The 24,987-nt window shown below is 66.4% G+C and carries 27 protein-coding genes and 1 pseudogene; 13 read left to right on the top strand and 15 right to left on the bottom strand.

Going from position 1 to position 24,987, the window contains the following annotated elements:
- Positions 1-39: 39 nt before the first annotated feature.
- From HF680_RS14795 to HF680_RS14780, 4 genes are all read left to right on the top strand, one after another.
- Positions 40-1,887 (top strand): acyltransferase family protein, encoded by a 1,848-nt coding sequence (locus HF680_RS14795; protein ID WP_317134085.1) that lies wholly within the window; start codon positions 40-42, stop codon positions 1,885-1,887.
- 153 nt (positions 1,888-2,040) lie between these two features.
- Positions 2,041-4,005 (top strand): glucans biosynthesis glucosyltransferase MdoH, encoded by a 1,965-nt coding sequence (mdoH, locus tag HF680_RS14790; RefSeq protein ID WP_185225583.1) that lies wholly within the window; start codon positions 2,041-2,043, stop codon positions 4,003-4,005.
- Positions 4,006-4,117: 112 nt separating this feature from the next.
- Positions 4,118-4,435 carry a hypothetical protein gene (locus tag HF680_RS14785; RefSeq protein WP_039248149.1) on the top strand — a complete coding sequence of 106 codons (318 nt, stop codon included), beginning with the start codon at positions 4,118-4,120 and terminating at the stop codon, positions 4,433-4,435.
- Between the two features lie 78 nt (positions 4,436-4,513).
- Entirely contained in the window at positions 4,514-5,500 is a 987-nt protein-coding gene (locus tag HF680_RS14780; RefSeq protein WP_185225582.1) for an SDR family oxidoreductase, read from the top strand.
- Positions 5,501-5,542: 42 nt separating this feature from the next.
- Here HF680_RS14780 and HF680_RS14775 read toward each other — a convergent pair whose 3' ends face one another.
- From HF680_RS14775 to HF680_RS15815, 8 genes are all read right to left on the bottom strand, one after another.
- Positions 5,543-5,827, bottom strand: coding sequence for a GNAT family N-acetyltransferase (locus HF680_RS14775; protein ID WP_052689639.1), 285 nt, complete (start codon positions 5,825-5,827; stop codon positions 5,543-5,545).
- Between the two features lie 66 nt (positions 5,828-5,893).
- Positions 5,894-6,277, bottom strand: coding sequence for a hypothetical protein (locus tag HF680_RS14770; protein WP_185225581.1), 384 nt, complete (start codon positions 6,275-6,277; stop codon positions 5,894-5,896).
- Between the two features lie 10 nt (positions 6,278-6,287).
- On the bottom strand, positions 6,288-6,944 hold the full coding sequence (locus HF680_RS14765) for a hypothetical protein (protein WP_205196311.1): 657 nt from the start codon (positions 6,942-6,944) through the stop codon (positions 6,288-6,290).
- A gap of 82 nt (positions 6,945-7,026) precedes the next feature.
- Positions 7,027-7,425: a dihydroneopterin aldolase gene (gene folB / locus HF680_RS14760; protein WP_185225580.1), complete on the bottom strand. Its 399-nt coding sequence runs from the start codon at positions 7,423-7,425 to the stop codon at positions 7,027-7,029.
- A gap of 3 nt (positions 7,426-7,428) precedes the next feature.
- Positions 7,429-8,190 carry an SDR family oxidoreductase gene (locus tag HF680_RS14755; protein WP_185225579.1) on the bottom strand — a complete coding sequence of 254 codons (762 nt, stop codon included), beginning with the start codon at positions 8,188-8,190 and terminating at the stop codon, positions 7,429-7,431.
- Between the two features lie 267 nt (positions 8,191-8,457).
- Complete coding sequence (locus tag HF680_RS15825) at positions 8,458-9,312, bottom strand: porin family protein (protein ID WP_205196310.1); 855 nt, start codon at positions 9,310-9,312, stop codon at positions 8,458-8,460.
- A gap of 111 nt (positions 9,313-9,423) precedes the next feature.
- Positions 9,424-10,212, bottom strand: coding sequence for a TonB-dependent receptor (locus tag HF680_RS15820; RefSeq protein ID WP_205196309.1), 789 nt, complete (start codon positions 10,210-10,212; stop codon positions 9,424-9,426).
- Positions 10,167-11,534 carry a TonB-dependent receptor gene (locus tag HF680_RS15815; protein ID WP_197071105.1) on the bottom strand — a complete coding sequence of 456 codons (1,368 nt, stop codon included), beginning with the start codon at positions 11,532-11,534 and terminating at the stop codon, positions 10,167-10,169. The genes HF680_RS15820 and HF680_RS15815 overlap by 46 nt, the downstream gene beginning before the upstream one ends.
- Positions 11,535-11,862: 328 nt before the next feature.
- Between HF680_RS15815 and HF680_RS14745 the strand changes: the two genes are divergently transcribed.
- The 4 genes from HF680_RS14745 to uvrC are packed head-to-tail and all read left to right on the top strand — an operon-like array spanning position 11,863 to position 15,536.
- The gene (locus HF680_RS14745) at positions 11,863-12,249 is read left to right on the top strand and encodes an NUDIX domain-containing protein (protein WP_317134084.1); all 387 of its coding nucleotides are present in this window, start codon (positions 11,863-11,865) and stop codon (positions 12,247-12,249) included.
- A gap of 60 nt (positions 12,250-12,309) precedes the next feature.
- Positions 12,310-13,173 carry an alpha/beta hydrolase gene (locus tag HF680_RS14740; RefSeq protein WP_185225578.1) on the top strand — a complete coding sequence of 288 codons (864 nt, stop codon included), beginning with the start codon at positions 12,310-12,312 and terminating at the stop codon, positions 13,171-13,173.
- Between the two features lie 31 nt (positions 13,174-13,204).
- Complete coding sequence (locus HF680_RS14735) at positions 13,205-13,651, top strand: DMT family transporter (RefSeq protein WP_185225577.1); 447 nt, start codon at positions 13,205-13,207, stop codon at positions 13,649-13,651.
- Positions 13,652-13,667: 16 nt separating this feature from the next.
- Positions 13,668-15,536, top strand: coding sequence for an excinuclease ABC subunit UvrC (gene uvrC, locus HF680_RS14730; protein ID WP_185225576.1), 1,869 nt, complete (start codon positions 13,668-13,670; stop codon positions 15,534-15,536).
- Positions 15,537-15,542: 6 nt separating this feature from the next.
- On the opposite strand, the gene HF680_RS14725 is transcribed toward uvrC, so the two are convergent.
- The gene (locus tag HF680_RS14725) at positions 15,543-15,929 is read right to left on the bottom strand and encodes a PIN domain-containing protein (RefSeq protein ID WP_045811949.1); all 387 of its coding nucleotides are present in this window, start codon (positions 15,927-15,929) and stop codon (positions 15,543-15,545) included.
- A 3-nt stretch (positions 15,930-15,932) separates the two neighbouring features.
- Positions 15,933-16,169, bottom strand: coding sequence for an antitoxin (locus HF680_RS14720; protein ID WP_045811950.1), 237 nt, complete (start codon positions 16,167-16,169; stop codon positions 15,933-15,935).
- A 68-nt stretch (positions 16,170-16,237) separates the two neighbouring features.
- Here HF680_RS14720 and HF680_RS14715 point away from each other — a divergent pair, with 68 nt between their 5' ends.
- A complete protein-coding gene (locus HF680_RS14715; protein WP_045811951.1) occupies positions 16,238-16,861 on the top strand; it encodes a carbonic anhydrase in 624 nt (207 codons plus the stop codon).
- A gap of 44 nt (positions 16,862-16,905) precedes the next feature.
- On the top strand, positions 16,906-17,550 hold the full coding sequence (gene pgsA, locus HF680_RS14710) for a CDP-diacylglycerol--glycerol-3-phosphate 3-phosphatidyltransferase (RefSeq protein WP_026108402.1): 645 nt from the start codon (positions 16,906-16,908) through the stop codon (positions 17,548-17,550).
- On the opposite strand, the gene HF680_RS14705 is transcribed toward pgsA, so the two are convergent.
- Both HF680_RS14705 and HF680_RS14700 read right to left on the bottom strand, forming a co-directional pair.
- The gene (locus tag HF680_RS14705; protein WP_161638569.1) at positions 17,547-18,062 is read right to left on the bottom strand and encodes a retropepsin-like aspartic protease family protein; all 516 of its coding nucleotides are present in this window, start codon (positions 18,060-18,062) and stop codon (positions 17,547-17,549) included. The genes pgsA and HF680_RS14705 overlap by 4 nt on opposite strands.
- A gap of 75 nt (positions 18,063-18,137) precedes the next feature.
- A complete protein-coding gene (locus HF680_RS14700; RefSeq protein ID WP_055753090.1) occupies positions 18,138-18,359 on the bottom strand; it encodes a DUF1289 domain-containing protein in 222 nt (73 codons plus the stop codon).
- Between the two features lie 156 nt (positions 18,360-18,515).
- On the opposite strand from HF680_RS14700, the gene HF680_RS14695 reads away from it, so the two are divergent.
- Positions 18,516-18,668: a hypothetical protein gene (locus HF680_RS14695; RefSeq protein ID WP_017505113.1), complete on the top strand. Its 153-nt coding sequence runs from the start codon at positions 18,516-18,518 to the stop codon at positions 18,666-18,668.
- Between the two features lie 116 nt (positions 18,669-18,784).
- Entirely contained in the window at positions 18,785-19,582 is a 798-nt protein-coding gene (locus tag HF680_RS14690) for a crotonase/enoyl-CoA hydratase family protein (RefSeq protein ID WP_185225575.1), read from the top strand.
- A 9-nt stretch (positions 19,583-19,591) separates the two neighbouring features.
- Here HF680_RS14690 and HF680_RS14685 read toward each other — a convergent pair whose 3' ends face one another.
- The 3 genes and pseudogenes from HF680_RS14685 to HF680_RS14675 form a co-directional block, all read right to left on the bottom strand.
- Positions 19,592-20,596: an HlyD family secretion protein gene (locus tag HF680_RS14685; RefSeq protein ID WP_039248126.1), complete on the bottom strand. Its 1,005-nt coding sequence runs from the start codon at positions 20,594-20,596 to the stop codon at positions 19,592-19,594.
- 34 nt (positions 20,597-20,630) lie between these two features.
- Positions 20,631-21,386: an ABC transporter ATP-binding protein gene (locus HF680_RS14680; protein WP_039248125.1), complete on the bottom strand. Its 756-nt coding sequence runs from the start codon at positions 21,384-21,386 to the stop codon at positions 20,631-20,633.
- Positions 21,383-22,556, bottom strand: a pseudogene (locus HF680_RS14675) (ABC transporter permease). Before HF680_RS14675 ends, HF680_RS14680 begins: the two are co-directional and overlap by 4 nt.
- 214 nt (positions 22,557-22,770) lie before the next feature.
- Here HF680_RS14675 and HF680_RS14670 point away from each other — a divergent pair.
- Positions 22,771-24,864, top strand: coding sequence for a S46 family peptidase (locus tag HF680_RS14670; RefSeq protein ID WP_185225574.1), 2,094 nt, complete (start codon positions 22,771-22,773; stop codon positions 24,862-24,864).
- The last annotated feature ends 123 nt before the right edge of the window (positions 24,865-24,987 follow it).

Raw genomic sequence — 24,987 nt, 5'->3', positions numbered from 1 at the left:
GTCTTGCCTGATGCGCAGACGCGGATCATAGACGCGGCCGTGAACCCGTCCGCTTCCCCGACCCAGCGCCGTTATGATCTCGACTGGATCCGGGTCGGCGCCTTCGGCCTGCTGATCCTGTATCATGTGGGCCTGGTTTACGGGGTCTATGACTGGCACATCCACAGCGCCCACACCTTCGAGTGGATGCGCGAGGCGATCCTGGTCACCAATCCCTGGCGGCTGACCCTGCTGTTTCTGGTGTCCGGCGCCGCCCTGCGGTTCATGACGTTCCGCCGCACCCCGCGCGAGGTCGCCCGCGCCCGGTTCGAGCGGCTGGTCCCGCCCCTGATCTTCGGCGCCTTGGTTCTGGTGCCGATCCAGTCGTGGATCGAGTCAATGGACAAGGGCGGCTGGCCCGGCGGCGTCGCCGGCTTCGTCGCCTGGCTGGGCCATGAGTTCGGCTGGAGCGGTCTCGCCGACGGCGTGCCGGTCAACCATCTGTGGTTCATCGTCTATATCGCGGTCTACAGCCTGATCGCCGTGGTTCTGTGGCGCCAGCCCGGCCTGATCGACCGACTGGGGAACGGGTTGGAAAAGGCGCTGACAGGCCCACGCCTGTTGATTGTGCCGATCCTCTATCTGTTCGCCATCCGGTGGCTGCTGTTTCCCTGGTTCGGCCTGACCAACACCCTGCACAACGACTGGTACAATCACGCCCTGTCGCTGGTCGCCTTCCTGTTCGGCTTCAGCATCGTGGGGCGTGAGAGCCTGTGGCGCACGATGGAGCGCTATCGCTGGATCGCCCTGGCCCTGGCGGCCGTCGCCCTGCCGATCATGATGGTGCAGGTCTGGCATCCCGGCGCGCGGGCCTTCTGGGGCGTGCCCAAGGCCGCCGTTTACGGCATCGACCAATGGGCGGTGATCGTCGCCATCCTGGGCTTCGGCTATCGCCATCTGCGCGACCGGGGCGGCCCTGCGCTCAACTATCTGACCCAGGCGACCTTCCCTCTCTATCTGGCGCACCAGACGGTGCTGGTGGCGGCCGTCTGGATCATTCGCCCGGCGAATCTGCCGGCGCCGGTCGAACTGCTGTCCCTGATCGCCGTCACCTTCGTCGGCAGTTTGGCGATCTATGAGGTCGTGCGGCGCATCCCGGCGATTCGCCCGCTGTGGGGGCTGAAGCCGCTGGACGGCCGGCCCTGGCCGCTGGACCTTCAGGCCCTGCTGAAGCCTCAGGTACGCTATCACCGCCGTCGTCGCCTGCTGGGCGTGGGCGTCGCAGCCCCGCTTCTGGCCCTGACGGTGGTCGCCGTGGCCATCCTGGCCTACCCCGGCTTCAACAATGCCACCCAGTATCTGAGCGAACTGGGCGGGGCGACGGCCAAGGCGCCGATCATCTTCAACGGCGGGGTCTTCGTCGCCGGCGTCATGGCCGGTCTGGCGGGGATCGGCTTCGGTCTGGCCATCTACGCCCTGACCGGCGCGCGGGTCGCGGCCTGGGTCATCGCCATCGTCTTCATCCTGGCCGGCGGCGGCATGTCGGCCTCGACCCTTTGGCCCTGGCCCGATCCACGCCACATGATCATCAATCTGGCCCTGGGCATCCAGCTGGCGCCGATGCTGCTGCTATGGGGCTTGGCCAAACGCCGGGACGTGCCGCGCCTGAAGCTCTTCCTCGTCGTCACCTTCGTCGTCATGGCGATTCTGACGGTCCTGACCAAGCACCTCGTCTTCCCCGGCACGGTCAATGACGCCAACGTCGGCTGGTGGGAGCGGCTCTACGCCATCGTCCTGGTCTGCTGGGTGGGGGTTGCAGCCTGGGTCCTGGACCGTAAACTGCTTTCGGTCGCCACGGAGTCGCCGCACGGCCGCCCGGCTACCGCCTCGTTCGACGTTCCGGCCTGACTTCACCCCCACATTTTTTGGTTTCATCAACATTGCGTGATTGAAAATCGCGCGAATGTGATCGATTATGCAGGTCGTGTTGCAGTGCAGCACTCCGCGTCGTCCCCAGCCCTCGGGACGACATCCGGTTCACTCGGGGGCGTCCAGAGCGGCATGAACAAGCTGGCGATCCGGCCTGTCGAACAGGCTGAAATCGAGACGACGATCCACGGCGCGCAAACGCCCAGCTGGTCGTGGCTGCCCGACGAGGCGCCGCTTGCCATGCCGGTTCAGTCCCTGTCCGCGCCCGACGCCGTCGCCGACGTGACGCCCGCGACCTCGCCGCGCACGGTCGCGACGCGCCGCCTGGCCCTGCTGGCCGGCACCATCGTCCTGACCGGCCTGTCGGCCATCACCCCCTTCTACCTCTATGCCCGCAAGGGTTGGGACGGCACCGAGATCCTGGCCTTCAGCCTGTTCATGGTCCTGATCACCGCCATCTCCTGCTGGTTCGTCAGCGGCCTGATGGGGCTGTTCGTCATGCTGCGCGGCAAGGATCAGGCGGACCTCGCCTTCTCGCCGCATCCGCCGATGCCGCGCACCCGCACGGCCCTGCTGATGCCGCTGTACAACGAGGACGCCCGCTCGTCCTTCGCGCGCCTGTCCCAGATCGATTCCTGCCTGGCGCGCCTGGGCGCCTCGTCGGCCTTCGACATCTTCGTGCTCAGCGATTCGACCAAGGAAGACGCCGCCGCCGCCGAGCGTTCGGTCTTCCAGGCGTTCCGCATGGCCGCCAACTCCAAGGCCTTCTATCGTCGGCGCACCGACAACGCCGAGCGCAAGGCCGGCAACCTGGCCGAATGGGTCCGTCGTTTCGGCGGCGCCTATGAGAACATGATCGTCCTGGACGCCGACAGCACCATGGCCGGCGAGACCCTGCTGCGCATGGTCGACGCCATGGAGCGCAACCCCGGCGTCGGCCTGATCCAGACCGCCCCGGTCATCATCAAGGCCCGCACCATCTTCGCGCGCGTTTCACAGTATTCGGTGCGCCTGTACGGCCGCGTCGCCGCGGCCGGCCTGGCCTACTGGACCGGTTCGGAATCCAGCTACTGGGGCCACAACGCCATCATTCGCACGCGCGCCTTCGCCGCCTGCTGCGGCCTGCCGCACCTGAAGGGCAGGAAGCCCTTCGGCGGTCACATCATGAGCCACGACGTCGTCGAGGCCGCCCTGATGCGCCGCGCCGGCTGGGCCGTCCACGTCACCGCCTCGCTGGACGGATCGTGGGAAGAAACCCCGCCGTCGATCACCGACTTCATCCGCCGCGACCACCGCTGGTTCCAGGGCAACCTGCAGCACCTTGGCCTGATCACGGCCAAGGGCCTGTCGCCGATGAGCCGTCTTCAGCTGCTGATGGGCTGCATGGCCTATCTCTCGTCGCCCCTGTGGCTGGCGTCGCTGATGGTCGGCCTGTTCATCCAGATGTTCTACCCGGTCGATTGGACCAGCTTCTTCTACATCCTGAACCCCCAGTTCACGCCCTTCATGCTGGCCTCCTTCCTGTCCGGCGTGCTGCTGATCGGGCCCAAGTTCATGGGCGCCGCCCTGGTCCTCAGCCGTCCGGCCGAGCTGCGCGCCTTCGGCGGCCGTCGCGCCATCGCCAAGGGCATGGCGGCCGAGATCGCCCTGTCGGCCATCCTGGCCCCCATCCTGATGGTCGCCAACACCAAGGCCTTCATCCAGATCGTCTCGGGCCACGACACCGGCTGGTCGACCCAGCAGCGCGAGGCCGACGGCCTGGCCTGGTCGGACGCTTTCCGCGCCATGCGCTGGCAGATGATCGCCGGCGTGGGTTTCCTGATCCCGCTGGCCGTTCGTCCCGACCTGGCCACCTGGTTCGCCCCGATCGTGCTGCCGCTGCTGCTGGCCGCCCCGATCACCGTCTGGACCTCGCGCGTCCGCTCGGGCGACAAGCTGGCCGCCAAGGGCTATCTGGTCACCCCGGTTCAGGACGGCGTCAGCGTCTCTCCGGCCGTCCTGCACACGCCGCGCTCGCCGCTGCGTGCGGTCGCCGGCGGCGTCCTGGCCCCCGTCGCTGCGCCTGCGATGGTCCCGGCCCGCGCGCCCGAACGGTAATCGACCGATGCGTGGCGGCCACAGTGTCGCCACAACCGCTACGGCGGCGCTCGACGAAAACGCCAATCGGCCGCACTCTATCCCCCTGACCTTTGCGGGGAGACGTGATTCCATGGCCAAATCCACCGGTTCCGACGCCAAGCCTGACCTGCGGCTCGTCGCGGCCGAGGCCGAGATCTACGACCTGATGAAAGCGCCTGAAACCACCGCCGACCGCGTCAAACGCCTTCAGCTCGAAGCCCACGCCCTGGCGCTGGAAGAGATCGAAGGTCTGGAAAAGCTGTTGCTGGAGGCCGCCGCCAAGGCCAAGGCCATCGCGGACGGGGGCGACGCTTATCCGGTCGGCGCGCGCGAGATCGCCTCGCGCCTCGCCGCCGATCTGCCGACCAAGGCCGAAACGATCAAAACCATCGTCCACCGCGTCGGCTAGAAACCGAAGCTGGGCCGTCGGAACGACCCGCGTCCCCGTCCGCTTTCCTGAAGACCCCCTCTTCAGGAGACGACACCCATGGACGACCGGAGCCACGCGCGCGCCGAAGACATTGCCGATCAGGAACGCGCCATCCAGCGCGACATCGACGCTAGGGATAACGCCTCCGGCGACGACAAACCGTCCGGCGCGATGCAGGCCGGAGCCCGCCCCTACCCCGAACCGCCCTTCCCAAAACAACACCAGACCAAGCCGGGCGACGAGGCGGCGCTGGATCCCGCGCCCCTGTATGACGCCCCCTTCTGGAAGGGGTCGGGCAAGCTGGACGGGTTCGCCGCCCTGATCACCGGCGCCGATTCCGGCATCGGCCGCTCGGTCGCCGTCCTTTTTGCGCGCGAAGGCTGCAATGTCGTCATCTGCCATCTGGACGAGGACGCCGACGCCGAAACCACCAAGGCCGCTGTCGAGGCCGAGGGGCGCCGCGCCGTGGTGCTGAAGGGCGACGTCTCCGATCCCGCCTTCGCCGAGATGGCGGTCAAGGCCACGCTGGACGCCTTCGGCCGGCTGGACGTCCTGGTCCCCAACGCCGCCTTCCAGGAACACGTCCCCGCCTTCGAGGACCTGACCTACGAGCATTTCGACCGCACGCTGAAGACCAATCTCTACGGCTATTTCAACATGACCAAGGCGGCGGTTCCGCACATGAAGGCCGGCGGCGCCATCGTCATGACCGGCTCGGTCACCGGTCTGATGGGCAACAAGGATCTGCTGGACTATTCGCTGACCAAGGGCGGCATCCACGCCTACGCCCGTTCGCTGGGCACGCATCTGGCGCCGCGCGGCATCCGCGTGAACGTCGTCGCGCCGGGCCCAGTCTGGACCCCGCTCAACCCCGCCGACAAGGACGGCGAGGCGACCTCGAAGTTCGGCGCCGACACGGTGATGAAACGCCCGGCCCAACCCGAAGAGATCGCGCCCGCCTACGTCTTCCTGGCCTCGCCCCAGATGTCCAGCTTCATCACCGGCGAGATCCTGCCGATCATCGGCGGTTACGCCGGCGGATGAACCGAAACCGCCGTCCTGCGATCGCGGGGCGGCGGTGCTTTCTCAGGCCAGCACATCGTCGTAATCCGGATGCCGCTTGTGCCAGGCGACGGCGTAGCTGCACCGGGGAAACAGCTTAAGCCCCGTCTGGCGCGCATGATCGGCCAGGGACTGCATGAACCGCCCCGCAGCGCCTGATCCGCGCAGCGACGGCTCGGCCTCGACATGCAGGATGATGCGGGCATCGCCCTTCACGGCATAGTCGGCCCAGACCAGGCCCGCACCTTTGTCGTCGTCGAACGCCTGTTCGAACCGGTTGTCGCCTTCGACGTCCTTGAACTGTCCCATCGGATTCTCCTTTGACGGATCAACCGCCAAGGCCGTCGGGACGTTCCGTGCGTTTCAGCTCGGCATTCAGATCGGCTTGTCGTTCAGCAGATTCAGCAGGCCGATCACACTCTTGATCGTGAACCAGACGCTCAGCAGGAACCAGACCAGCAGGAACAGCAGCAGGAACGGAATGCCGATCAGGACGAGCGACGCCAGGGCGCTGACGAAAATCCCGACCCAGGCCGCGATGGTCCACCAGAAGACCGACCAGAACAGCCGGATCTGCGCCTCGATATGCTGGCGCGCCACGCCCGTCGCCGTCCCGCGCGTGACATAGGACACCACCAGCCCGATCAGAACCAGCACATTGGCGCTGGGGATCGACAGGATGAACAAGGCCCAGGCGATCAGCGCCCCGACCTTGCCCTCGGACGGTTGCCCGGCGCTGAAGTTGGGTTCGTTCGTCATCGTCGGTCCTTCAGAACAACAGGCTGCGGGGGTGAGGAACGGCCTGTCCGCTCTTCAGTTTCAGCACCCCGAACGCGCCGCGCGCCAAGACCCAGATCGCCAGGGCGAACAGCACCAGCACGCCGATATTGACCACGATCAGAAGGGCCCCGACGACCGCCGCCCCGACGGCGCCCAGAATGGTGCGCTGCTGATAGACGGCGTGGCTGTGCTCCAGCGGATCGGTCGCCCCGTCGCGCCGCATGACCGCCAGCAGGGCGACCAGGCACGACACGCCCAGCGTCGGCACGGCCAGCAGGATCAGCACATAGACCGCATACAGCCGCATCGGCACGACCGGTCCTTCACGACGCGGCGCAGCCTCGGCCGTCAGACGCTGGCGCACCGCGCGTACGGCCGGCGCCGGCTTGGCCTCGACAGGCTTCGGCTCGGACCGGGGCGGAAACGGCGCCGTCGGCCGGGTCGTCGGGCCCGACCGGTCGAAGGGCCCGGGCTCGGGTGGGTCGAAGAGGTCCGGTTCACGCTCGTCTGTGGGAAACGGCTCCGGTTGCCGCTCGCGCGCACGGCCCGCCAGCGACGCGGGCGAGACGAAGCCGACCTCGGCGTCATGATCATGGTCGTGATCGCGGGGCGCTGCTGGGTCTTTCGGATCGCCGGGTTCGGCCATGAACAACGCTTCTGTCACGCCGGACGCCCGGCTGGAATCTGGCGACGACAATGGCGGTCGGCGCGGCGCGAAGCAACCGCCCTTACCGTCCCAGCACGATCTCGCAGCCCGGCGCCGCGACCGCCGCCAGGGCGCCCGGCTTTTCGATCCGCACCGTGGCCCGCTGCACGCGGTTGTCCTCCAGGCACGCCCGCGCCAGCCGTTCGGCGAAGGTCTCCACCAGCCCCACATGCCCCTCGGCGGCGATGGCGCGCGCGGCGTCCGCGACGGTTTCATAGTTGATGGTGTCGCCCAGCCGTTCGATGGGGCGCGGCTCCAGCTCCAGCGTCACATCGATCACCAGCCGCTGCAGCCGCCCCTGCTCGTGGTCATAGACCCCGATCCCGGCCTCCACCTCCAGCCCACGCACGAACACGCTCAACCGCTCGAAACGCAGGGGATCGTCCGCCGGAGCCGGCGTCGCCAGAGGAGAGGAAACCACGCGCTACTCCTGGATGTCGGGGGTGCGCCAGGCCAGATGCTGGCCCCCGTCGACGGCGATCATCTGGCCCGTGACCATCCGGGCGTCAATCAGCCACAGCACCGCCTCGGCCACCGCCTCGGGGCTGCCGGGCGTTTCCAGCAGGGTGGCGCGCGCCTCGGCGGCGAACTCTTCGGGTGTCTGATGGATGGACGGCAGGGTCGGCCCCGGCCCCACCCCGTTGACCCGGATGCCCGGCGCCAGCGCCTGGGCCAGGGTCTGGGTCGCCCACCACAGGCCGTTGCGTGACAGGCTGTAGGAGAAGAAGCGCGGGTCCGGCTTCAGCACCTTCTGGTCCAGCAGGTTGACGATGGCCCCCTCGACCGCCTGGGCGGCGAACGCCTCAGACAGCACGATCGGCGCCCTCAGATTGGTGTCGAGATGCAGGTCCCAGCTGTCGCGCGTCAGGTCGCCGATCCGGTCGTCCTCGAACACCGAGGCGTTGTTGACCAGCACGCTGACCGGCCCCAGCGCCTCGACCGCCGCGGGGATCAGCGCCCGCACCCTGGCCTCGTCCGTCAGGTCCGCCTGCAACAGGCAGGCGCGCCGCCCCAGGCCCGCGATCTCGTCGGCCAGGCTGCGGGCGTCGTCGCCCGACGCATGATGATGGATCGCCACGTCAAAGCCGGCCTGGGCCAGCTTCAGACAGATGGCCCGCCCGATCCGCCGCGCCCCGCCCGTGACCAGGACGACGCCCCGTTCGGAGCGAGCAGCCGCCTCAGTCAACCCGACCGAACTCGAACACGTTGAACGCCGCCAGAACGGCGATGAAGCCGAAGATGATGCCGAGAGCCAGCATGGAATGCTCCTGTTGTCCGTCTTGGCTTAGAGCGGGACGGAGTGGGGTTCAAGCCGAACGACGGGCGGACCCGATCTTCGTCGCCCCGCGCAACGCAAAAGAAACGGCGGCCGGAAGTTTTCCGGCCGCCGCAGTTGAGGTTTGAAGACAAGCCGGGCGCAGACGGCAAGCCGCGACGCCCAGCCTGATTTTCATCAGAAGGTGTAGCGAACACCCAGATAGGCACGACGCGGTTGAACCCACGCATTGGCTTCGCCGAAGGCGTACTGACCGCTGCCCGCGACCAGCTTCTGCTCGGCGGTGGCGGCCTGGTTGTCCAGGATGTTGAAGATGTCCAGGAACAGTTCGGCGTTTCCGATCGGCAGCGGCCGCTGATAACGGAAGCGCATGTCGAAGGTGTAATACGACGGACCCGTCGCCGAACCGACGTTGTTCGGCAGCACGAAGGTGTCCTGCACACCGCCCGACGTCGAGCCGTTGTCCATCAGCGGCAGATAGCGGCCGCTGATCAACTGCGCCGGCGTATAGAGCGCGCCGCTGTTCCAGTTGAAGACGCCCGACACCTGAAGACCGAAGTTAAAGTCGTACGAGGCATACGCCTTGAACTGGTGTTCGATGTTGCCGGGTTGCGGTCCGTACATGTTGGGCGCGCGGGGGTCGAGTGCGATCCAGTCGCCTTGGAAGTCGGCGTTGGAGTCGGAGTTCGAGTTCCCTTCGGCCTTGTTGTACGTATAGGACGCCTGCCCTTGCCAGTTGTCGGTCTTGAACTTGGTGACCGTGACTTCGAAGCCGGTGTAGTTGCGCTCTCCGCCCGGCAGCGTGCCGATGACGTAGTTCGAGTTCGGCTTGGACGCGTAGCCGAAGTACGAATACGGCAGATAGTAGAACGAACCCGGATAGGCGTAACCGAAGGGCGCCGTGGCGGCCGTCAGCGTCGGGTCGGAATACAGCGTCAGATCGAAGTCTTCCAGAATGTCGCGCGTCTCACGACGCGTGACCGTCGCGGTCAGGCCGACGCTGGAGCCCAAGGTGGTCGATGCGCCCAGCATGAACTCATCGGTATAAGGCGTCTTGGTCGCTGGCGAGAACAGGGCGTCCGGCGTGGTCGCGCCGCCGCGGGTGCGGAAGGTGACCCAGGTGCCGTTGATGTTGATCTGCTCTTAATCGACCGGACCGGTCAGGGCGCCTGCGAAGTCCGACATGTTGTTACGGATGGGATCGTAATAGCGGCCCGCGAAACCGAACACCTTCGAACGACCGTCTCCGAGCACGTCATAGACGACGCTCAGACGCGGCGCATATTCCCAATCGAAGGTCGCCGTCTTGGAGCCGTCGGAGGCGAACTGCTCCCACTTTTCGGCTCGAACGCCAGCATTGACGGTCAATTGGTTGAGGGTCCAGGTGTCCTGCAGATACAGGCTCTGGCCTTCGCTTTTCACGGAGTATGGCGCGCTGATGGTGCGCAGGGCGCGATAGACATTGACGTTGCCGTAGGGCGCGCCGGCCGTGTTGGTGAAGCGATAGGCGTTCAATTCGGCCTGGGAGACGGTGCCGTCCAGGTTGGTGTCGACCGCCGCACGCGCCGTGGCGTTGCCCTGAATGGCGGCCAGAACCCGCGCATTGTCGGCCTGCACGATCGCACGACCAGTCCATGCGTTCGCGCCGCTGGCTGTCGTGTAATCGAGGTAGGTGGTGCCCGAATAGATCGGGGCCAGCGACTGATAGGTTACGCCGCCCGGAACAGTCCCGTTTTCCTCATACACGTTCTCGGTGTTGATATAGCCGCCCTTCAAGGTGTGGCTGCCGAAGGCGGTGTCGAGATAATATTCGAAGTTCAGACCGAACTCGTCGCGGTTGCGATGCGTTTCCAGATTCGAACCTGCGCCACCCAGTTGACGCTGAGCTAGGGTCGATCCGGCCGAGTTCCGGAAGGTGACGGTATCACGCACCGACTGGTCCGCAGCGCTCGTCGTGACTTCGCCTTCGTGACGGAACCAATAGGCGCCGAGTTGCAGATCGCCCCAGGTCCGGCCGTATTCGACCTTATAGTTCTTGCCCCCTGCTCCTGCGCTACATCGCGATTATTCAAGGTCGCCGAAGAGTTGGATCCGCTGATGCTGGTCGGATCTTCGAAATAGCTAGCCGTTAGACGATCATCGTCAGTGATCTGCCATGTCAGCTTGCCGAAGGTGTATTCGCCGTCATTGGTGACGGTGCGCAGAACATTGCCGCTGTTGACGTCCAGAACCTCATCTTCACGGTGTTTCTTCTGGTACGAACCATAGAACCACAGACGATCGCGGATGATCGGCCCGCCCAGGGTCGCGGCGGTGTCATAGGTAGAGAAACCGCCCGAAGTGGTATGCTCGTCCTTGGCGACCAATCCATCGTTCTGGAAGTAGTAGTTTAACGAACCGTGGAATTCGTTGCCGCCGGACTTGGTGACGACGCGCGAGATCAGACCGGACCCACCAGCATATTCGGCGGGCACGCCGCTGACGATGACCTGTTGTTCCTGAATGATTTCCGAGTTGAAGTTGGTTCCGAACGTCCCGGTCGACGGGTCGGTCACGTCGACACCGTCCAGATAGTAGACGTTATCGGTCGAAGTGCCGGTCGCACCGCCGATGTCCGAATAGTTGATGCCGGAGCGCGAGGACGGGTTGCCGCCGCTTGAGGGCTTCACGCCGGGAACCAGTTGCAGATAGCTTTGATAGCTGCGCCCCGTCGGCAGCGACTCGACCACGCCCAAGGTCAACGTCGTTCCGACCGTCGCAGAGGTGACGTCCACGGAGGCCAGCGACGTGCCGGTTACGACGATATCGCCCAGGGTCGAGACGTCGCCCCCCGTAAGGGCGTAGCCGAGAGAACGCTCTTGACCGCTGACAACGGCGACGTTGTTCGCAGTGAAGGCATCATAGCCAGGCGCGACGACATTGACAGAGTAGTTGATTGCAGGATCCAGGCCCGAAAGGCGCACGAAACCGGCAGAGTCTGTCACGCCGCTACGCGTCACCAGACTGACGGAAGAATTAACGGTCACCGTTGCGCCAGCCACGGGCTGACCACCCGCCTGGATGGAAATGCGAAGCGCGCCCGTCTGAGACTGCGCGTGCGCCACGCTCGGCAGGGCGACCAGCGACATGACGGGAATCGCGGCCAGCAAGGCGCCGCCTACGACGGTGCTGGCCAAAAGGCGTTGACGGATACTGCGACTGTTCAAAACGAACCCCTCCTTGAAAAGAGCCCGACGACCGATCGACATCCCCATGCCGATGGCCCCCGGCGCACACCCAGGGCGGGTGTGGTGAAAGGGAGCCTAAGCAGACGCGCCGCATTCGCCACGATTATTACACGACCGTCATAAAACAGCGTCACGCCGTGCCAATATTGCCACGCATAAGTCACACTTCAGATTGCAATGTTATAACAAATCGATTTTTTGAGGTCGTTTGCGGCCCCAAATGGATACGCTAGTGCTGAAACACGGCGAATTTCCATAGTGTTGGCCCACCGATGACCTAGCGCATCCACGTCGAACCCTTCACTCGTCCACTGTTCTCCCCTGGTCGCGTCTGACGCGGGGCAAGACGTTGGGCGTGCGGGCGGTGGCGGTGGATGCGCGGGGGCGGGTGCTGATGGTGCGGCACACTTATCTCAAGGGCTGGTGGTTGCCGGGCGGCGGGGTGGATCGGGGCGAGACGACGCACGTCGTCGTGGTGCGCGAACTGCGCGAAGAGGCCGGGCTGATCGCGCGCGGGGCGCCGCGCCTGATCTCGATCCATTCCAACGAGCGCTTCTTTCCTGGCGATCACGTCGCCGTCTTCCGCATCGACGCCTTCGATATGGGCGAGCGCACCAGCCACGGCGAGATCGCCGAGGTCGGCTGGTTCTCGCCCTCCGCCCTGCCCGACGACGTGAACCGGGGCTGTCGCGCGCGTCTCGGCGAAATCTTCGACGGCGTCCCGGTCGATCCGGACTGGTGAGACGGAAATCGCCCCTCGCTCCGTTTCAGAACGGTCAAGCCTGTTCGGAAGGATCGCACCATGCCTCTCTCGCGTCGCCTGGCCCTTATCGGCCTGGCCGTCAGCGCCACCCTCCCCTCCCACGCCCTCGCCCAAACCCGCAGCGATCGTCGACAGCGTCGCATGGCGCCCTCCGGCCCGGTTGTCGCGCCCGACCATACCTTCACCTATGGTCTCGACCCGCTTCAGGCCTATGACCTCTATGCGCACAGAGGGGCTGGACCGATCCTGATGTTCGTCCACGGCGGCGGCTGGTCACGGGGCGAAAGAACCAATGTCGCAGCCCTGCCTGCCTATGCTCAGCGGCACGGCTTTGCTCTGGCCTCGACCAGCTATCGGCTGGCGCCCGCCGTCAGCGCCCGCGAGTCGGCCCTGGATGTCGCCGCCGCTGTCGCCGATCTGAAGCGTCGTCTGCCCGGACGGCCGGTCTATCTGCTGGGCCATTCGGCCGGGGCCCATCTGGCCGCGTTGGTCGGAATCGACCCCGACTATCTCAGCGCAGTCGGGCTGAGGCCCTCTGATCTTGCGGGGGTGATCCTGCTGGACGGGGCCGGCTATGACGCAACGGTGCCACGCGGGACCGGCCCGATCGACCAGTGGCTGGACCGGACCTACGATCAGGCGTTCGGCGATCAGGCCGCCGCCTTGTCGCCTACTCTGCTTATCCGCCCCGGCGTGACCTACCCGCCCTTCCTCATCTTCCACGTCGCCCGGCGGCAGGATTCAACGACCCAGAGTCGCGGCCTGGCTGAGGCTCTGATCCGGGTCGGCGGCCGCGCAGAGGTCGTCGCCGCCCCGGACGACAGCCACATGACCATCAAGCGCGACTTCGGCGTCGCCGGCGACCCGGAAGGGGAACGCGCCGCCCGCTTCATCCGGGGGTAGCAATCGGCGAACGCCATGCTAGCCAGGGGCCATGAACCCGTCGCTCCTCGCCATCCTCGTCGTCATTCTGGCCGGCGGCGCCACCGCGCTTCAGGCGCCGACCAACGCCAAGCTGGCGACCGCCGTGGCCTCGCCGGTCAACGCCGCCTTCATCTCCTTTGCGGTCGGGACGACGGTGCTGGGGATACTGGCGGCCATCCTGCACATCCGGCCGGACATGGCGGCGACCCGGGCGCTGCCCTGGTACGCCTGGGTGGGCGGGGCCTACGGCGCCTGTTTCGTGGTCGCCGCCGCCTGGGGCGTGCCGCGCCTGGGGGTGGCCATGACCATCACCCTGATGGTCGGCGGCCAGCTGCTGCTCAGCCTGGCGCTGGATCATTTCGGGGCGCTGGGCGTGCCGCGCCAGCCGCTGAACATCGGCCGCATCGCCGGGGTAGGGCTTGTTCTGGCCGGCGTCCTTCTGGTCCGGCGCTCTTGACCCTATATCGGGCGCGATGACCGAGGAGACGCCTGATTCCCAACTGAAAGCCGCGGCCCTGATCGCCGACGAGGCGCGCCGGGCGCCGGACAAGCCGGGCGTCTATCGCATGTATGGCGAGGACGGGTCGTGCCTGTATGTCGGCAAGGCCAAGTCGCTGAAGAAGCGCATCATCCAGTATGCGCAGGGGCGTTTCCACACGCAACGCATCGGCCTGATGGTGTCGCAGACCCGGTCGATGGAGCTGGTGGTCACCGCCACCGAGACCGAAGCCCTGCTGCTGGAATCCAACTTCATCAAGAAGCTGAAGCCCCGCTTCAACGTGGTGCTGCGCGACGACAAGTCCTTCGCCGAACTGATGATCCGCCGCGACCACCGCGCGCCCCAGGTCAGAAAGCATCGCGGCGCCCACACCACGCCCGGCGACTATTTCGGCCCCTTCGCCTCGACCTGGGCGGTGAACCGCACGCTGAACACCCTGCAGAAGGCCTTCCTGCTGCGGTCCTGTTCCGACAGCGTCTATGAGACCCGCACCCGCCCGTGCATGCTGCACCAGATCAAGCGCTGCTCGGCCCCGTGCACCGGCCTGATCAGCCTTGAGGACTACGGCGAACTGGTCACCGAGGCCGAACAGTTCCTGCGCGGCAAGTCCCGCGCCGTCATCGGCCGCCTGTCCAAGGAGATGCAGGCGGCGTCGGACGAGATGGACTTCGAACAGGCCGCCCGCGTGCGCGACCGCATCCGCGCGCTGTCGGCCATATCGATGGAGAATTCCGTCAGCGCCGACAGCGTGGCCGAAGGCGACGTCTTCGCCCTGCATTCCGACGGCGGACAGGCCTGCGTCCAGGTCTTCTTCTATCGCGCCGGCCAGAACTGGGGCGGTCGCGCCTATTTCCCGCGCGTGGACAAGACCGACACCGATCCCGAGATCCTGGCCGCCTTCCTGGGCCAGTTCTACGAGGACAAGCCGATCCCGCGCCTGATCCTGTCCAACGTCCGCCCGCACGAACTGGAACTGCTGGAAGAGGCCTTCTCGATGAAGGCCGACCGCAAGGTCGAGATCGTCCGCCCGATGCGCGGCGAGAAGCTGGCGCTGGTCGACCACGCCCTGACCAATGCGCGCGAGGCCCTGGGCCGCCGCCTGGCCGAAAGCTCGGCGCAGGGCAAGATCCTGGACGAGGTCTGCGAGGCCTTCGGGCTGGAGAGCCGGCCCGAGCGGATCGAGATCTACGACAACGCCCATATCCAAGGGACGAACGCGGTGGGCGGCATGGTCGTCGCCGGCCCCGAAGGTTTCCAGAAGTCGCAGTATCGCAAGTTCAACATCCGGGGCGAGGATCTGACGCCCGGCGACGACTACGGCATGATGCGCGAGGTGATGCGTCGTCGCTTCTCACGCCTGGTCAAGGACGAGGAAGAGGGCGAAGACGTCGTGCGCCCCGACCTGCTGCTGATCGACGGCGGCGCGGGACAGTTGGCCGAGGTGCTGGCGGTCATGGCCGATCTGGGCGGGCTGGACGACATCACCGTCGTCGGCGTGGCCAAGGGGCCCGATCGCGACGCCGGCCTGGAGAAGTTCTTCATGCCCGGCAAGGCGCCCTTCATGCTGCCGCTGAAGTCGCCGGCCCTCTACTACCTGCAGCGGCTGCGTGACGAGGCCCACCGCTTCGCCAACGGCGCCCACGCCAAGCGTCGCTCGATGGACATCAAGAAGAACCCGCTGGACGAGATCGAAGGCGTCGGCCCCGGCCGCAAGAAGGCCCTGCTGCACGCCTTCGGCTCGGCCAAGGGCGTCAGCCGCGCCTCATTGGCCGACCTGGTCAAGGTCGACGGCATCAACCAACCCCTCGCCGAACGCATCCACGCCTTCTTCCGGAAGGCCTGAACCGTGTCACCACTCCAGCAGGATCAGGTTGGGTATGTCGCGAAAGTCGTCGCCGTTGCGCGTGACCAGCGTCGCGCCCGCCGTGATCGCCTGCGCCGCGATCATGCGATCGAGCACCTTTCGCCGCGAGAAGCCGCAGGTTTCGACGATTTTGCGATAGGCCTGCGCCTCGGCCGCGCCGAAGGGCAGCACCGGCAAGGCATCCAGCAGGGCGTCCAGTCTCGCTCGTCGTTCGTCGGCGCTGGCGTCCATCCGGCCGAGATCGGCCTCCAGCTCCACCCTGCTGACGATGGAGAGCAGAAGCGGCGGGCTCAAAGCGTCTACGCGCTCATCGATCACCGCATCGCCATCGCGCAAGTGGATGGCGACATTCGTGTCCAGCAGATAGGCCACGCGTCAGAGACCCGGGCGCTCGGGAATTTCCACCTCATGGCGCACGCCGATGCTGTCGGGCTTGGGCAGGCTGCGCAGCTTGGCCAGCATCTCTTTGACGGATTTCTGCTTGGGCGAGATGGTGACGACATCCCCCTTGCGTTCGATCTCGACCTCGACCCCCGGCCCGAACGAGATTTCCTTCGGCAGCCGAACGGCGTCGCTGTTGCCGCTTCGGAATGTTCGACTGGTGACGGGCATGACCACCTCCTTCGTATAGACATGTATACACCATTTATCGCCGCCCCTCAAAACGCTACAGGCGCAATATGAGCGACATCGAAGACGAACTGACCGCCGGCTATCGCCGCTTCCGCGCCGAGCACTGGCCGACGGCCCGCGCCGAGTACGAAACCCTGGCGACAAAGGGCCAGAAGCCGCACACTTTGATCGTGGCCTGTTCCGACAGCCGCGCCGATCCGGCGCTGATCTTCGACGCCAAGCCAGGCGAGCTGTTCGTCGTGCGCAACGTCGCCAACCTGGTCCCGCCCTATGAGCCGGACGGCAAGCTGCACGGCGTGTCGGCGGCGCTGGAGTTCGGGGTCAAGGTGCTGGGCGTCAAGCGGATCGTAGTCATGGGCCACGCCCACTGCGGCGGGGTCAACGCCATGATCAACGGCGCCCCTGAAATCGTCGCCGATTTCGTCGCCCCCTGGATCGCCCAAGGCGCCCCCGTCGTCCAGCACGTCGCCGAAACCGTCGACCCCGACCAACTGGAACGCGCCGCCGAAGAGGCCATCGTGCGGCTGTCGATCCGGAACCTGCGCACCTTCCCCTGGATCGCCGAGCGCGAAGCCAAGGGCGAACTTCAGCTCAGCGGCCTGCATTTCGGCATCGCCGAGGGCGCGCTTACGGCCCTGACCGACAAGCCCCGGTTCGAACCGTTGGATTGAGCGGCGAACCGTGCCACACCCGGCGCGTTGCAACGGACATGACGATGACCTCCGCCCACCGCGCCAACCCCATCCCCAACATCCTGACCGGGCTGCGTCTGGCGGCCGGGGTGGTGATGTTCGCCATGATGGCCGGGGCCGCCCCCGGGGCGCTGGAGGCCTGGCTGTCGCCGGAAACCCAGGGACGGTTCAGCGTCTGGGCCTTCTGGATCTTCGTCATCGCCGCCTCGACCGACTGGGTCGACGGCTACCTCGCTCGCCGCTGGAACGCGACCACGCGCTGGGGCGCCATTCTGGATCCCATTGCCGACAAGGTGCTGGTGACCGGGGCCATCCTGGGCGTCCTGGCCTCGGGATCCCTGCCCGGCATCGCCCTACCCTGTGGCCTGATCCTGTTCCGGGAGTTCGCCGTCTCCGCCCTGCGCGAGACGATGGCCGGCCGTATCGAACTGCCGGTCACCCTGGCCGCCAAGTGGAAGACTACGGTGCAGATGGTGGCGCTCGCCGCGCTTCAGCTGACCCTGCTATGGGGCGCCCTGGGCCTGCAGAACGACGACGGATCGCCGCTGGCCTGGCAGCCGGCGTTCGAATCCTTCGCCATCTTCCTGATCTGGTTCGCCGCCATCATCACCCTGTGGACCGGCTGGCAGTATTTCAGCGAAGCCCGTCGCCAGATGCGCGACCTTTAGGGTCGCAGCGTCAGCCCGGCCGGCGTGGCGGAAAAGGCGGAAAGCCGGCCCAGATAGCTCATGCCCAGCAGGGAGTATTCCAGCCCCTGCTCGACCACCAGGGCCTCGACCCGGTCCACCCGTGCGCCCGCGACCGAAATCGTCTTCAGCTGAACCGGCGCGGCGCGCACGACGCCCGATGCGGTCTGGACCTTGCCGGTGAAGGCTTCGGGCTCGGGATCGACGCCCAGCCGCAGGGCGTCGGCGCGCGTCAGGGCGACCACGCTGGCGCCGGTGTCCACCAGCACCCGCACCGCCTTGCCGTCGATATTGGCCTCGGCCCAGTAGTGGCCGTCCGCGCCCTTGACCACCTGGGCGTCGGTCCCGGAGGCGCCGATCGCCGCCTCGACCACGGGCGTCGCCGCCTGGGCCATGCCGTCGCCTTCCAGATGGCGGATCGTCAGAGCCGTGCCGAACGACGCCATGAGCGCGAAGCCGAGGACCACGACAGACTGGGTATCGATGCGAACCATGCCTCTGTCTTAAAGGCGCGGCGTTTGGATGGGGTGAAACGACGTGGCTGACGAAAGCTTAAGCCGCGAACCGCGCTAGCCCAGTTTGGCCGGATCGACCTGACTGCGCCGCGACGGCAGGTCGGCCATGACCGCCGCGCGCTCGGCGTCGCTCAGCGCCCTCCAGCCGGCGATCTCCTTCAGGGTGCGAAAACAGCCCAGGCACAGGCCGCTCTCGCCATCGACCGCGCACACCATGACGCAGGGCGTGGCGATGGCCTTGGGCGGTCCGGGCCGGCTCGGGGTCGTCGCGCTCATTGTGACATAGCGGCGAAAATCACTCCGACTCCTGACGAGTAAAGTTGCAAATTCACGAAACTGTCTTATATCGACTGATGACGCGAAACGACTGACGGTGGAATCCCATTGGTACGACGCGTCTCTTTTCATCGTTCTGCGAAAGGAGACGCCAAGATGAACGATAAGGAGCGTAACCTCCAACACGCCATGATGTCCTTCGCCCTTTGGGGCGGGATGCTGGTCAACAGTCGGCATATGCCGTCGAACTCGGGCCGGGTGGTCAGCCATCCATCCAACTTCGTACCCTATACGATCAAGAAACGCTGACGGCCCCCTCGGCCCTCAGCCTGAAGAAGCCCCGGTCTCGCCGGGGCTTTTGCAATTCCGGGCTTGCCTGACGCGGCGTTCGCGGTCGATGACGGGCGCCAAGACGGAGACGATGCATGGGCCTGATCACCGAAGAGAAGCGGGGCGCGATCCTGATCTGGACGCTGGATCGCGAGGCGCGGCTGAACGCCCTGCCCGATCTGGGCGACGGCGATGAGGTCGCAGCGGCGTGCGAGCGGGTCAACGCCGATCCGTCGATCCGCTGCGTGGTCCTGACCGGCGCCGGGCGGGCCTTCTCGGCGGGCGGCGATCTGACGGCGATGCGGGACGGGCGCGACCTGTTCGAGGGTTCAGGCGCCGCCATCCGCGAACGCTATCGCCGGGTCGTCCACCGGATCGTGCGGTCGCTGTATGGGCTTGAGGTTCCGCTGATCGCCGCCGTCAATGGGCCGGCGATGGGCCTGGGCTGCGATATCGCCGGCCTGGGCGATATCCGCATCGCCTCGGAGCGCGCCAGCTTCGGCGTGCCGTTCCTGAAGCTGGGCATAATCCCCGGCGACGGCGGGTCCTGGCTGCTTCCACGCAACATCGGCTATGCCCGCGCCGCCGAGCTGCTGTTCACAGCGCGCTCCATCGACGCCGCCACGGCGGCCGAATGGGGGCTGGTCAATCGCGTGGTCGCGCACGACAGCCTGATGGACGAAGCTTTGGCTGTCGCCGCCCAGGTCGCGGCCCAGCCGCCCCAGGCCCTGCGCATGGCCAAGACCCTGCTGCGTCAGGGTCGGGACACGACCTTCGACCAGATGCTGGAGATGTCGGCGGCGATGCAGGCTCTGGCCCACCTGACCGAGGACCATCAGGAAGGCGTCGCCGCCGTGCTGGACAAGCGGCCGGGCGACTTCACCGGCCGCTGATCCGACGTCTTATTTCGTCTTCATCGCCTCGCTGGGCCCGACGCCGGCGGCGACCGCGCGTTTGGCCCCGGCGGTCTCACCCGGCTTCATGAACTTGACCAGCACCCGCTGTCCAATCAGCAGGGGCGCATCGCCGGCCGAGGCGACCACTTCCACCACCCGCTCGTCGCTGCGCTGCGAGGGGTCGTCAGAGGCCAGTTTGCGCGCGCCGAACACGGCCGCCCGACGCATGACGGCGCCGATGTAGACCTTGCTGGCGTCGCCCTCGGGGCTGATCTCGACGGCTTGGCCGTCGGTCAGGTTCGGCAGGTCGCTCTCGACCACCTCGGCGCGGACGATGCGCGGCGCGTCGGGTTCCAGATCGAACATATTGGAAACGTTCAGGGTCGAGGCGCCCGCGCCGGGGTTGGCGTAGCGGCGCACGATCCGGCCGTTGGTCGGCGCGCGGATGACCGTCAGTTCCTGATTGTAGCGCGCCTGATCCAGCTGAGCGCGCGCGGTCTGGACGGCGGCGACCTGCGACCCCAGGCGGGCCTGGGCGGTGGCGATGGCGTCCTGGGCTTGGTCCATGCGCTGGGCGGCGACGAAGTTGGTGGCGACCAGGCGTTGCAGACGCTCCTGCTCGCGCTGGGCGGTGCGGATGTCCACGCGGATCTGGGCCAGTTGGCTTTCGGCCTGGCTGACGGCGGCGGCCGCAGCCTGAACCGCCAGACGCGCCTCGTCGTCTTCCTGACGGGCCAGGATCTGACCGGCGACGACGCGGTCGCCTTCCTGAACCAGAACATCACGGACGATGCCGCCGCGACGCGCCGCGATCTGGATGATGCCGCCCTCGACGTCGACCTTGCCGTTGGCGATGGCCGCATAGGGGCTGTCGACCTTGGTCGCCGCCGCCTTCTCCTGCTCGGCCTTCTTGGTCTTGGCGGCGGACTGGAACAGCATGAAGCCGACCGCCAGCACGATCACCAGCAGCAGGCCGATCCAGGTGCGTTTTTTCTTCAGAAAGCCGGGCATTGGCGTGTCGTCCTAAGGGAAATCGTCGTGTCGGTTAGTGGGACGCCAGGATGGCGTTCGGATCAGGGATGCGGCGCTGGTCGTCCAGAATCTTGCCGTCCTCGATGTGGATGACCCGGTCGGCCCAGGCCTCCAGGCGTGGATCGTGGGTCACGCAGATGACGGCGGCGCCGTGTTCGGTGGCGGCGCGGCGAAGCAGCTTGATGACCACCTGCCCGTTCTCGCCGTCCAGGGCCGAGGTGGGTTCGTCGGCGAACAGGATCTTAGGATCCTTGGCCAGGGCGCGGGCGATGGCGACGCGCTGCTTTTCACCACCCGACAAAGCCGCCGGCCGCTGGTGCAGACGGTGGCCCAGACCGACCTCTTCAAGGGCGATGGTGGCGCGCTTCTTGGCCTGGCCCGCAGTCAGTCCCTGAAACTTCAGTACCGTCTCGACCTGCTGAAGCGCCGTCAGCGCGGGGAACAGGTTGAAGCCCTGGAAGATGAAGCCGCAATTATCCAGGCGGAACTTGTCGATGCGGCCCGAGGACAGCTTCCACAGATCGTCGACGTCCAACACGTCCACCCGGCCCTCTTCGGGCTTCAGCAGGCCCGACAGGGCTGCGATCAGGGTGGACTTGCCCGAGCCGGAGGGCCCCATGACCATGGTCAGGTCGCCATGCCGTGCATCGAAATCGACGCCCTTCAACACATCCACCCAGGCCTTGCCGGACTTGAACCGCTTGACCAGGCTTTTGGCCTCGATGGCGAAGTCGCCGTGCTTGCCGTGAACCTTTGTATGAACGTTCATCGCAACAGGTCCGCCGGTTGGCTGTTCTTGAGGATGCCCAGCGACAGCAGGCCGGACACCATAGCGATGGCGATCAGGCCGATGCCGACGATGATCAGCAGCGACAGCGGCAAGGCGATGATCACCGCCCCCATCATCGCCAGCAGCGACACCAGCCAGGTCAGGACGATGGCCGCAATGACGCCGACGACGCCGACCCAGAAGCTGAGCTCGACCACGATCCGACGCAAAGACCCCATGCCGACGCCCAAGGCCCGCAGAGAGGCGAACTCCTTGATGTTGGCCATGATGGCGCCGCGCAGGGTCTGCCAGGTGATGGCCACGCCGATGATGATCCCCAAGACGACGCAACCGCCGATGATGATGACCAGGATGCCTTCCTCAAACATGGCGCCGGCGTTGGCGTCGGCCAGTTGCTGCTTGGTCCAGGCCTTCCACTGACCGGCGCCCATGGCGTTCAGCTGGGCCACCACGATGGGCGCGCGGGCCGGATCACGCAGCTTGACCATCAGGGGTCCGACGCGCGGCCCCGTGTCGGCCTGGCCCAGCATCCGCAGGGTGTCGCGCGACATGACCACGCCCGGCTGCATCATATTGGGATAGCCGCGCGTCACGCCGACGACGGTGACGGTCTGGCCGTTGTACAGAGCCTTGTCGCCCAGCTTGACGCCCAGGGTCGTCAAAGCCGTTTCATCGACGGCCACGGTGTAGGGTTGGCGCAGCGCATCGACCAGTTCCTGCGAATAGTCGGTCGGGATGGTCACCGAGCCGGGGCGGGTGTCGATGATGCTGGCCTGGACGAATTTCTGTCGCGGAGCGCCCTGCGACGCATTGTCCGCCTGGCTCTTGGTCGGATCGACGTTCTTGATGTTCTGGAAGGTGCCGCCGGCGCCGTCCAGAGGCATGACCTCGACCACCTCGGGGTTGGTTGTAGGCCAGGGGGATGAACCGACGCGGCACGCCCGACGGCCCGCCCATCAGGCTCTTGGCGCCGGGCTGCATGATGAAGATGTCGGCGTTCGACCGCTCGATGGTCGCGGTGAATCCCTTGCCGATGCCGATGAACACGCCGGTCATTGCCAGGACCAGAAGCCCCGACAGGGCCAGGGCCATGACCGCCGCCATATAGCGACGCCACTCGAACAGCAGTGTTGATAGCGCAAGCGACATTGTCGTCGATAAACCCCCGGTACGTGCGCCTATCTGACCGTGCGCCCCCTCACCGCCAAGTTAAATCGGGGTAAGGCTTGTGAACCCTCGTCATTGCGGGTTCGAAATCGGGGGATTAAGGGCCTTACAGCCTCTTGGCGCCCACCCTTCGTCGGCGCTAGTTACAACATAACAGATGGGACAGGCCGTCCCACGCTCTGGGAAACACGCCTTCATGTCCTTGCCCTCGCTTCGTCTCACCGCCTCTCTGGCCGCGCTCGGCGCCGCCACCGCCGTCCTGTCGGCGCCTGCGACCTCCGCCCGCGCCGAGGAAGGCATGTGGACCTTCGACAACTTCCCCATCGCCACGGTGAACGAGAAGTACGGCACCAATATCGATCAGGCGTGGCTTGACCGCGTGCGCAACGCCGCGGTCCGCCTGCAAGGCTGCTCGGCCTCGCTGGTGTCGAACGAAGGCCTGGTGCTGACCAACCACCATTGCGTCGTGTCGTGCGTTCAGGACCTGTCCACCGCTCAGAACGACTACGTCAAGAACGGCTGGATGCCCGCCACCCGCGAGGAAGAGAAGAAGTGCCCCGGCCAGACGGCCGAAATCCTAACGGACATCGTCGACGTGACCGACCGCGTGACCGGCGCCGGCGCCGGTCTTGAGGGCGCCGCCTTCGTCCAGGCCCGCGCCGCCGAGATCGACAAGATCCAGAAAGAGACCTGCGGCGACGATCAGAAGCTGACCTGCCAGGTCATCAGCTTCTACCGCGGCGGCCAGTACAAGCTCTACAAGTTCCGCAAGTATGACGACGTGCGCCTGGTCTTCGCGCCCGAGTTCCAGGCGGCCTTCTTCGGCGGCGACCCGGACAACTTCAACTTCCCCCGCTACGCCCTGGATGCCGGTTTCCTGCGCATCTACGAGGACGGCAAGCCGGTCGCCACGCCGAACCACCTGACCTGGAACGCCAATGCGCCCAAGGAAGGCGACGTCACCTTCGTCGCCGGCAACCCCGGCTCGACCCAGCGCCTGCTGACCGTGGCCCAGCTGGAAACCCTGCGTGACCAGCAACTGCCCATCAGCCTGATCCAGACCTCCGAACTGCGCGGTCGCCTGCTGGAATATTCGACGACCGGCGAAGAGGCCAAGCGCGTCTCGGTCGATCCGATCTTCGGCCTGGAGAACGGCTTCAAGGTCAACTACGGCCAGCAAGGCGCCCTGACCGACCCGGCCTTCATGGCCACCAAGCGTCGTGAAGAGCAGGAGCTGCGCCAGCGCGTCGCCGCCGACCCGGCCCTGGCCCAGCGCATCGGCGATCCGTGGGCCGATCTGGAACGCGCCTCGACCGCCCAACGCGACCTGTATCTGCCCTATCGCCAGCTGGAATCGGCGGCCGGTCAGCGTTCGTCGCTGTACAGCTACGCCAAGGCCATCGTCCGCGCCTCCAAGGAACGCGCCAAGCCCGTCGCCGAGCGTCGCGCCGGCTATTCGGACGCCGACATCGCCGCGCTGGGCCGTCGCCTGGCGACCGAGACCCCGATCTCGAACGACCTGGAGAAGATCTATCTCGACTTCTGGCTGTCCAAGACCCGCGAATATCTGACGGTCGACAATGCGAACGTGAAGGCGCTGCTGGGCAAGGAAAGCCCCGAACAGATCGCGGAGCGTCTGGTGGACGGCACGCGTCTGGCCGATCCCGCCTTCCGCGCCCAGGCCCTGGCCATGACGCCGGAGCAGTTGGCCGCCTCGGGCGACCCGCTGATCCAGTTCGTCCTGGCCAATGACGATGCGGCCCAAGCCGTGCGCACCCAGTGGGAATCGGCCGTGTCCGGCCCGACCAGCCGCGCCGGCGAAAAGATCGCCCAGGCCCGGTTCGCGGTTTACGGCACCAACCTGTACCCCGATGCGACCTTCTCCTTGCGCCTGTCCTACGGTCAGGTGAAGGGCTGGACCTATCGCGGCGTGACGGTCGAACCCTTCACCCAGATCGGCGGCCTTTATGAGCGCAACACCGGCGCCGAGCCCTTCAACGCGGCCGAGGACTGGCTCGCGGCCGAGGGCAAGGTCAACAAGTCGACCGTCTATGACTTCGTCTCGACCAACGACATCATCGGCGGCAACTCGGGCTCGCCCGTGATCAACGCCAAGGGCGAAGTCATCGGCGCCGCCTTCGACGGCAACATCCACTCGCTGGGCGGCAGCTTCGGCTACGACCCCGAACTGAACCGCACGGTGACGGTCTCGACCGCCGCCATCACCGAGGCCCTGCGCACCGTCTACAACCAGCCGCGCCTGCTGCGCGAACTGGGCGTGCGTCGCTAAGACGGCGCATAAACGCTTCTCCCTCCCCGCTCCGGGGAGGGTGGTCGCGAAGCGACCGGGCGGGGAGGGCTCGGCGATCCTTTACAGGACCGAGCCCTCATCGCCTGCCGCCCCCACCCGTCT

The sequence above is a fragment of the Brevundimonas huaxiensis genome (assembly GCF_014218725.1).
GTDB classification, from domain to species: Bacteria; Pseudomonadota; Alphaproteobacteria; order Caulobacterales; family Caulobacteraceae; genus Brevundimonas; species Brevundimonas huaxiensis.
This window is presented reverse-complemented; position numbering and strand designations above follow the sequence as displayed.

Bases quoted from the DNA above. Each gene is read 5' to 3' on its own strand.
- uvrC (WP_185225576.1), top strand. From the start codon at position 13,668: ATGACCGAGGAGACGCCTGATTCCCAACTGAAAGCCGCGGCCCTGATC.
- HF680_RS14690 (WP_185225575.1), top strand. From the start codon at position 18,785: ATGGGCCTGATCACCGAAGAGAAGCGGGGCGCGATCCTGATCTGGACG.
- HF680_RS14735 (WP_185225577.1), top strand. From the start codon at position 13,205: ATGAACCCGTCGCTCCTCGCCATCCTCGTCGTCATTCTGGCCGGCGGC.
- HF680_RS14685 (WP_039248126.1), bottom strand. From the start codon at position 20,596: ATGCCCGGCTTTCTGAAGAAAAAACGCACCTGGATCGGCCTGCTGCTG.
- HF680_RS14715 (WP_045811951.1), top strand. From the start codon at position 16,238: ATGAGCGACATCGAAGACGAACTGACCGCCGGCTATCGCCGCTTCCGC.
- HF680_RS14720 (WP_045811950.1), bottom strand. From the start codon at position 16,169: ATGCCCGTCACCAGTCGAACATTCCGAAGCGGCAACAGCGACGCCGTT.
- HF680_RS14670 (WP_185225574.1), top strand. From the start codon at position 22,771: ATGTCCTTGCCCTCGCTTCGTCTCACCGCCTCTCTGGCCGCGCTCGGC.
- HF680_RS14770 (WP_185225581.1), bottom strand. From the start codon at position 6,277: ATGACGAACGAACCCAACTTCAGCGCCGGGCAACCGTCCGAGGGCAAG.
- HF680_RS14700 (WP_055753090.1), bottom strand. From the start codon at position 18,359: ATGAGCGCGACGACCCCGAGCCGGCCCGGACCGCCCAAGGCCATCGCC.
- HF680_RS14705 (WP_161638569.1), bottom strand. From the start codon at position 18,062: ATGGTTCGCATCGATACCCAGTCTGTCGTGGTCCTCGGCTTCGCGCTC.
- HF680_RS15825 (WP_205196310.1), bottom strand. From the start codon at position 9,312: ATGCTGGGCGCATCGACCACCTTGGGCTCCAGCGTCGGCCTGACCGCG.
- HF680_RS14775 (WP_052689639.1), bottom strand. From the start codon at position 5,827: ATGGGACAGTTCAAGGACGTCGAAGGCGACAACCGGTTCGAACAGGCG.
- mdoH (WP_185225583.1), top strand. From the start codon at position 2,041: ATGAACAAGCTGGCGATCCGGCCTGTCGAACAGGCTGAAATCGAGACG.
- HF680_RS15815 (WP_197071105.1), bottom strand. From the start codon at position 11,534: ATGGGGATGTCGATCGGTCGTCGGGCTCTTTTCAAGGAGGGGTTCGTT.
- pgsA (WP_026108402.1), top strand. From the start codon at position 16,906: ATGACCTCCGCCCACCGCGCCAACCCCATCCCCAACATCCTGACCGGG.
- HF680_RS14740 (WP_185225578.1), top strand. From the start codon at position 12,310: ATGCCTCTCTCGCGTCGCCTGGCCCTTATCGGCCTGGCCGTCAGCGCC.
- HF680_RS14695 (WP_017505113.1), top strand. From the start codon at position 18,516: ATGAACGATAAGGAGCGTAACCTCCAACACGCCATGATGTCCTTCGCC.
- HF680_RS14785 (WP_039248149.1), top strand. From the start codon at position 4,118: ATGGCCAAATCCACCGGTTCCGACGCCAAGCCTGACCTGCGGCTCGTC.
- HF680_RS14780 (WP_185225582.1), top strand. From the start codon at position 4,514: ATGGACGACCGGAGCCACGCGCGCGCCGAAGACATTGCCGATCAGGAA.
- HF680_RS14680 (WP_039248125.1), bottom strand. From the start codon at position 21,386: ATGAACGTTCATACAAAGGTTCACGGCAAGCACGGCGACTTCGCCATC.
- HF680_RS14765 (WP_205196311.1), bottom strand. From the start codon at position 6,944: ATGGCCGAACCCGGCGATCCGAAAGACCCAGCAGCGCCCCGCGATCAC.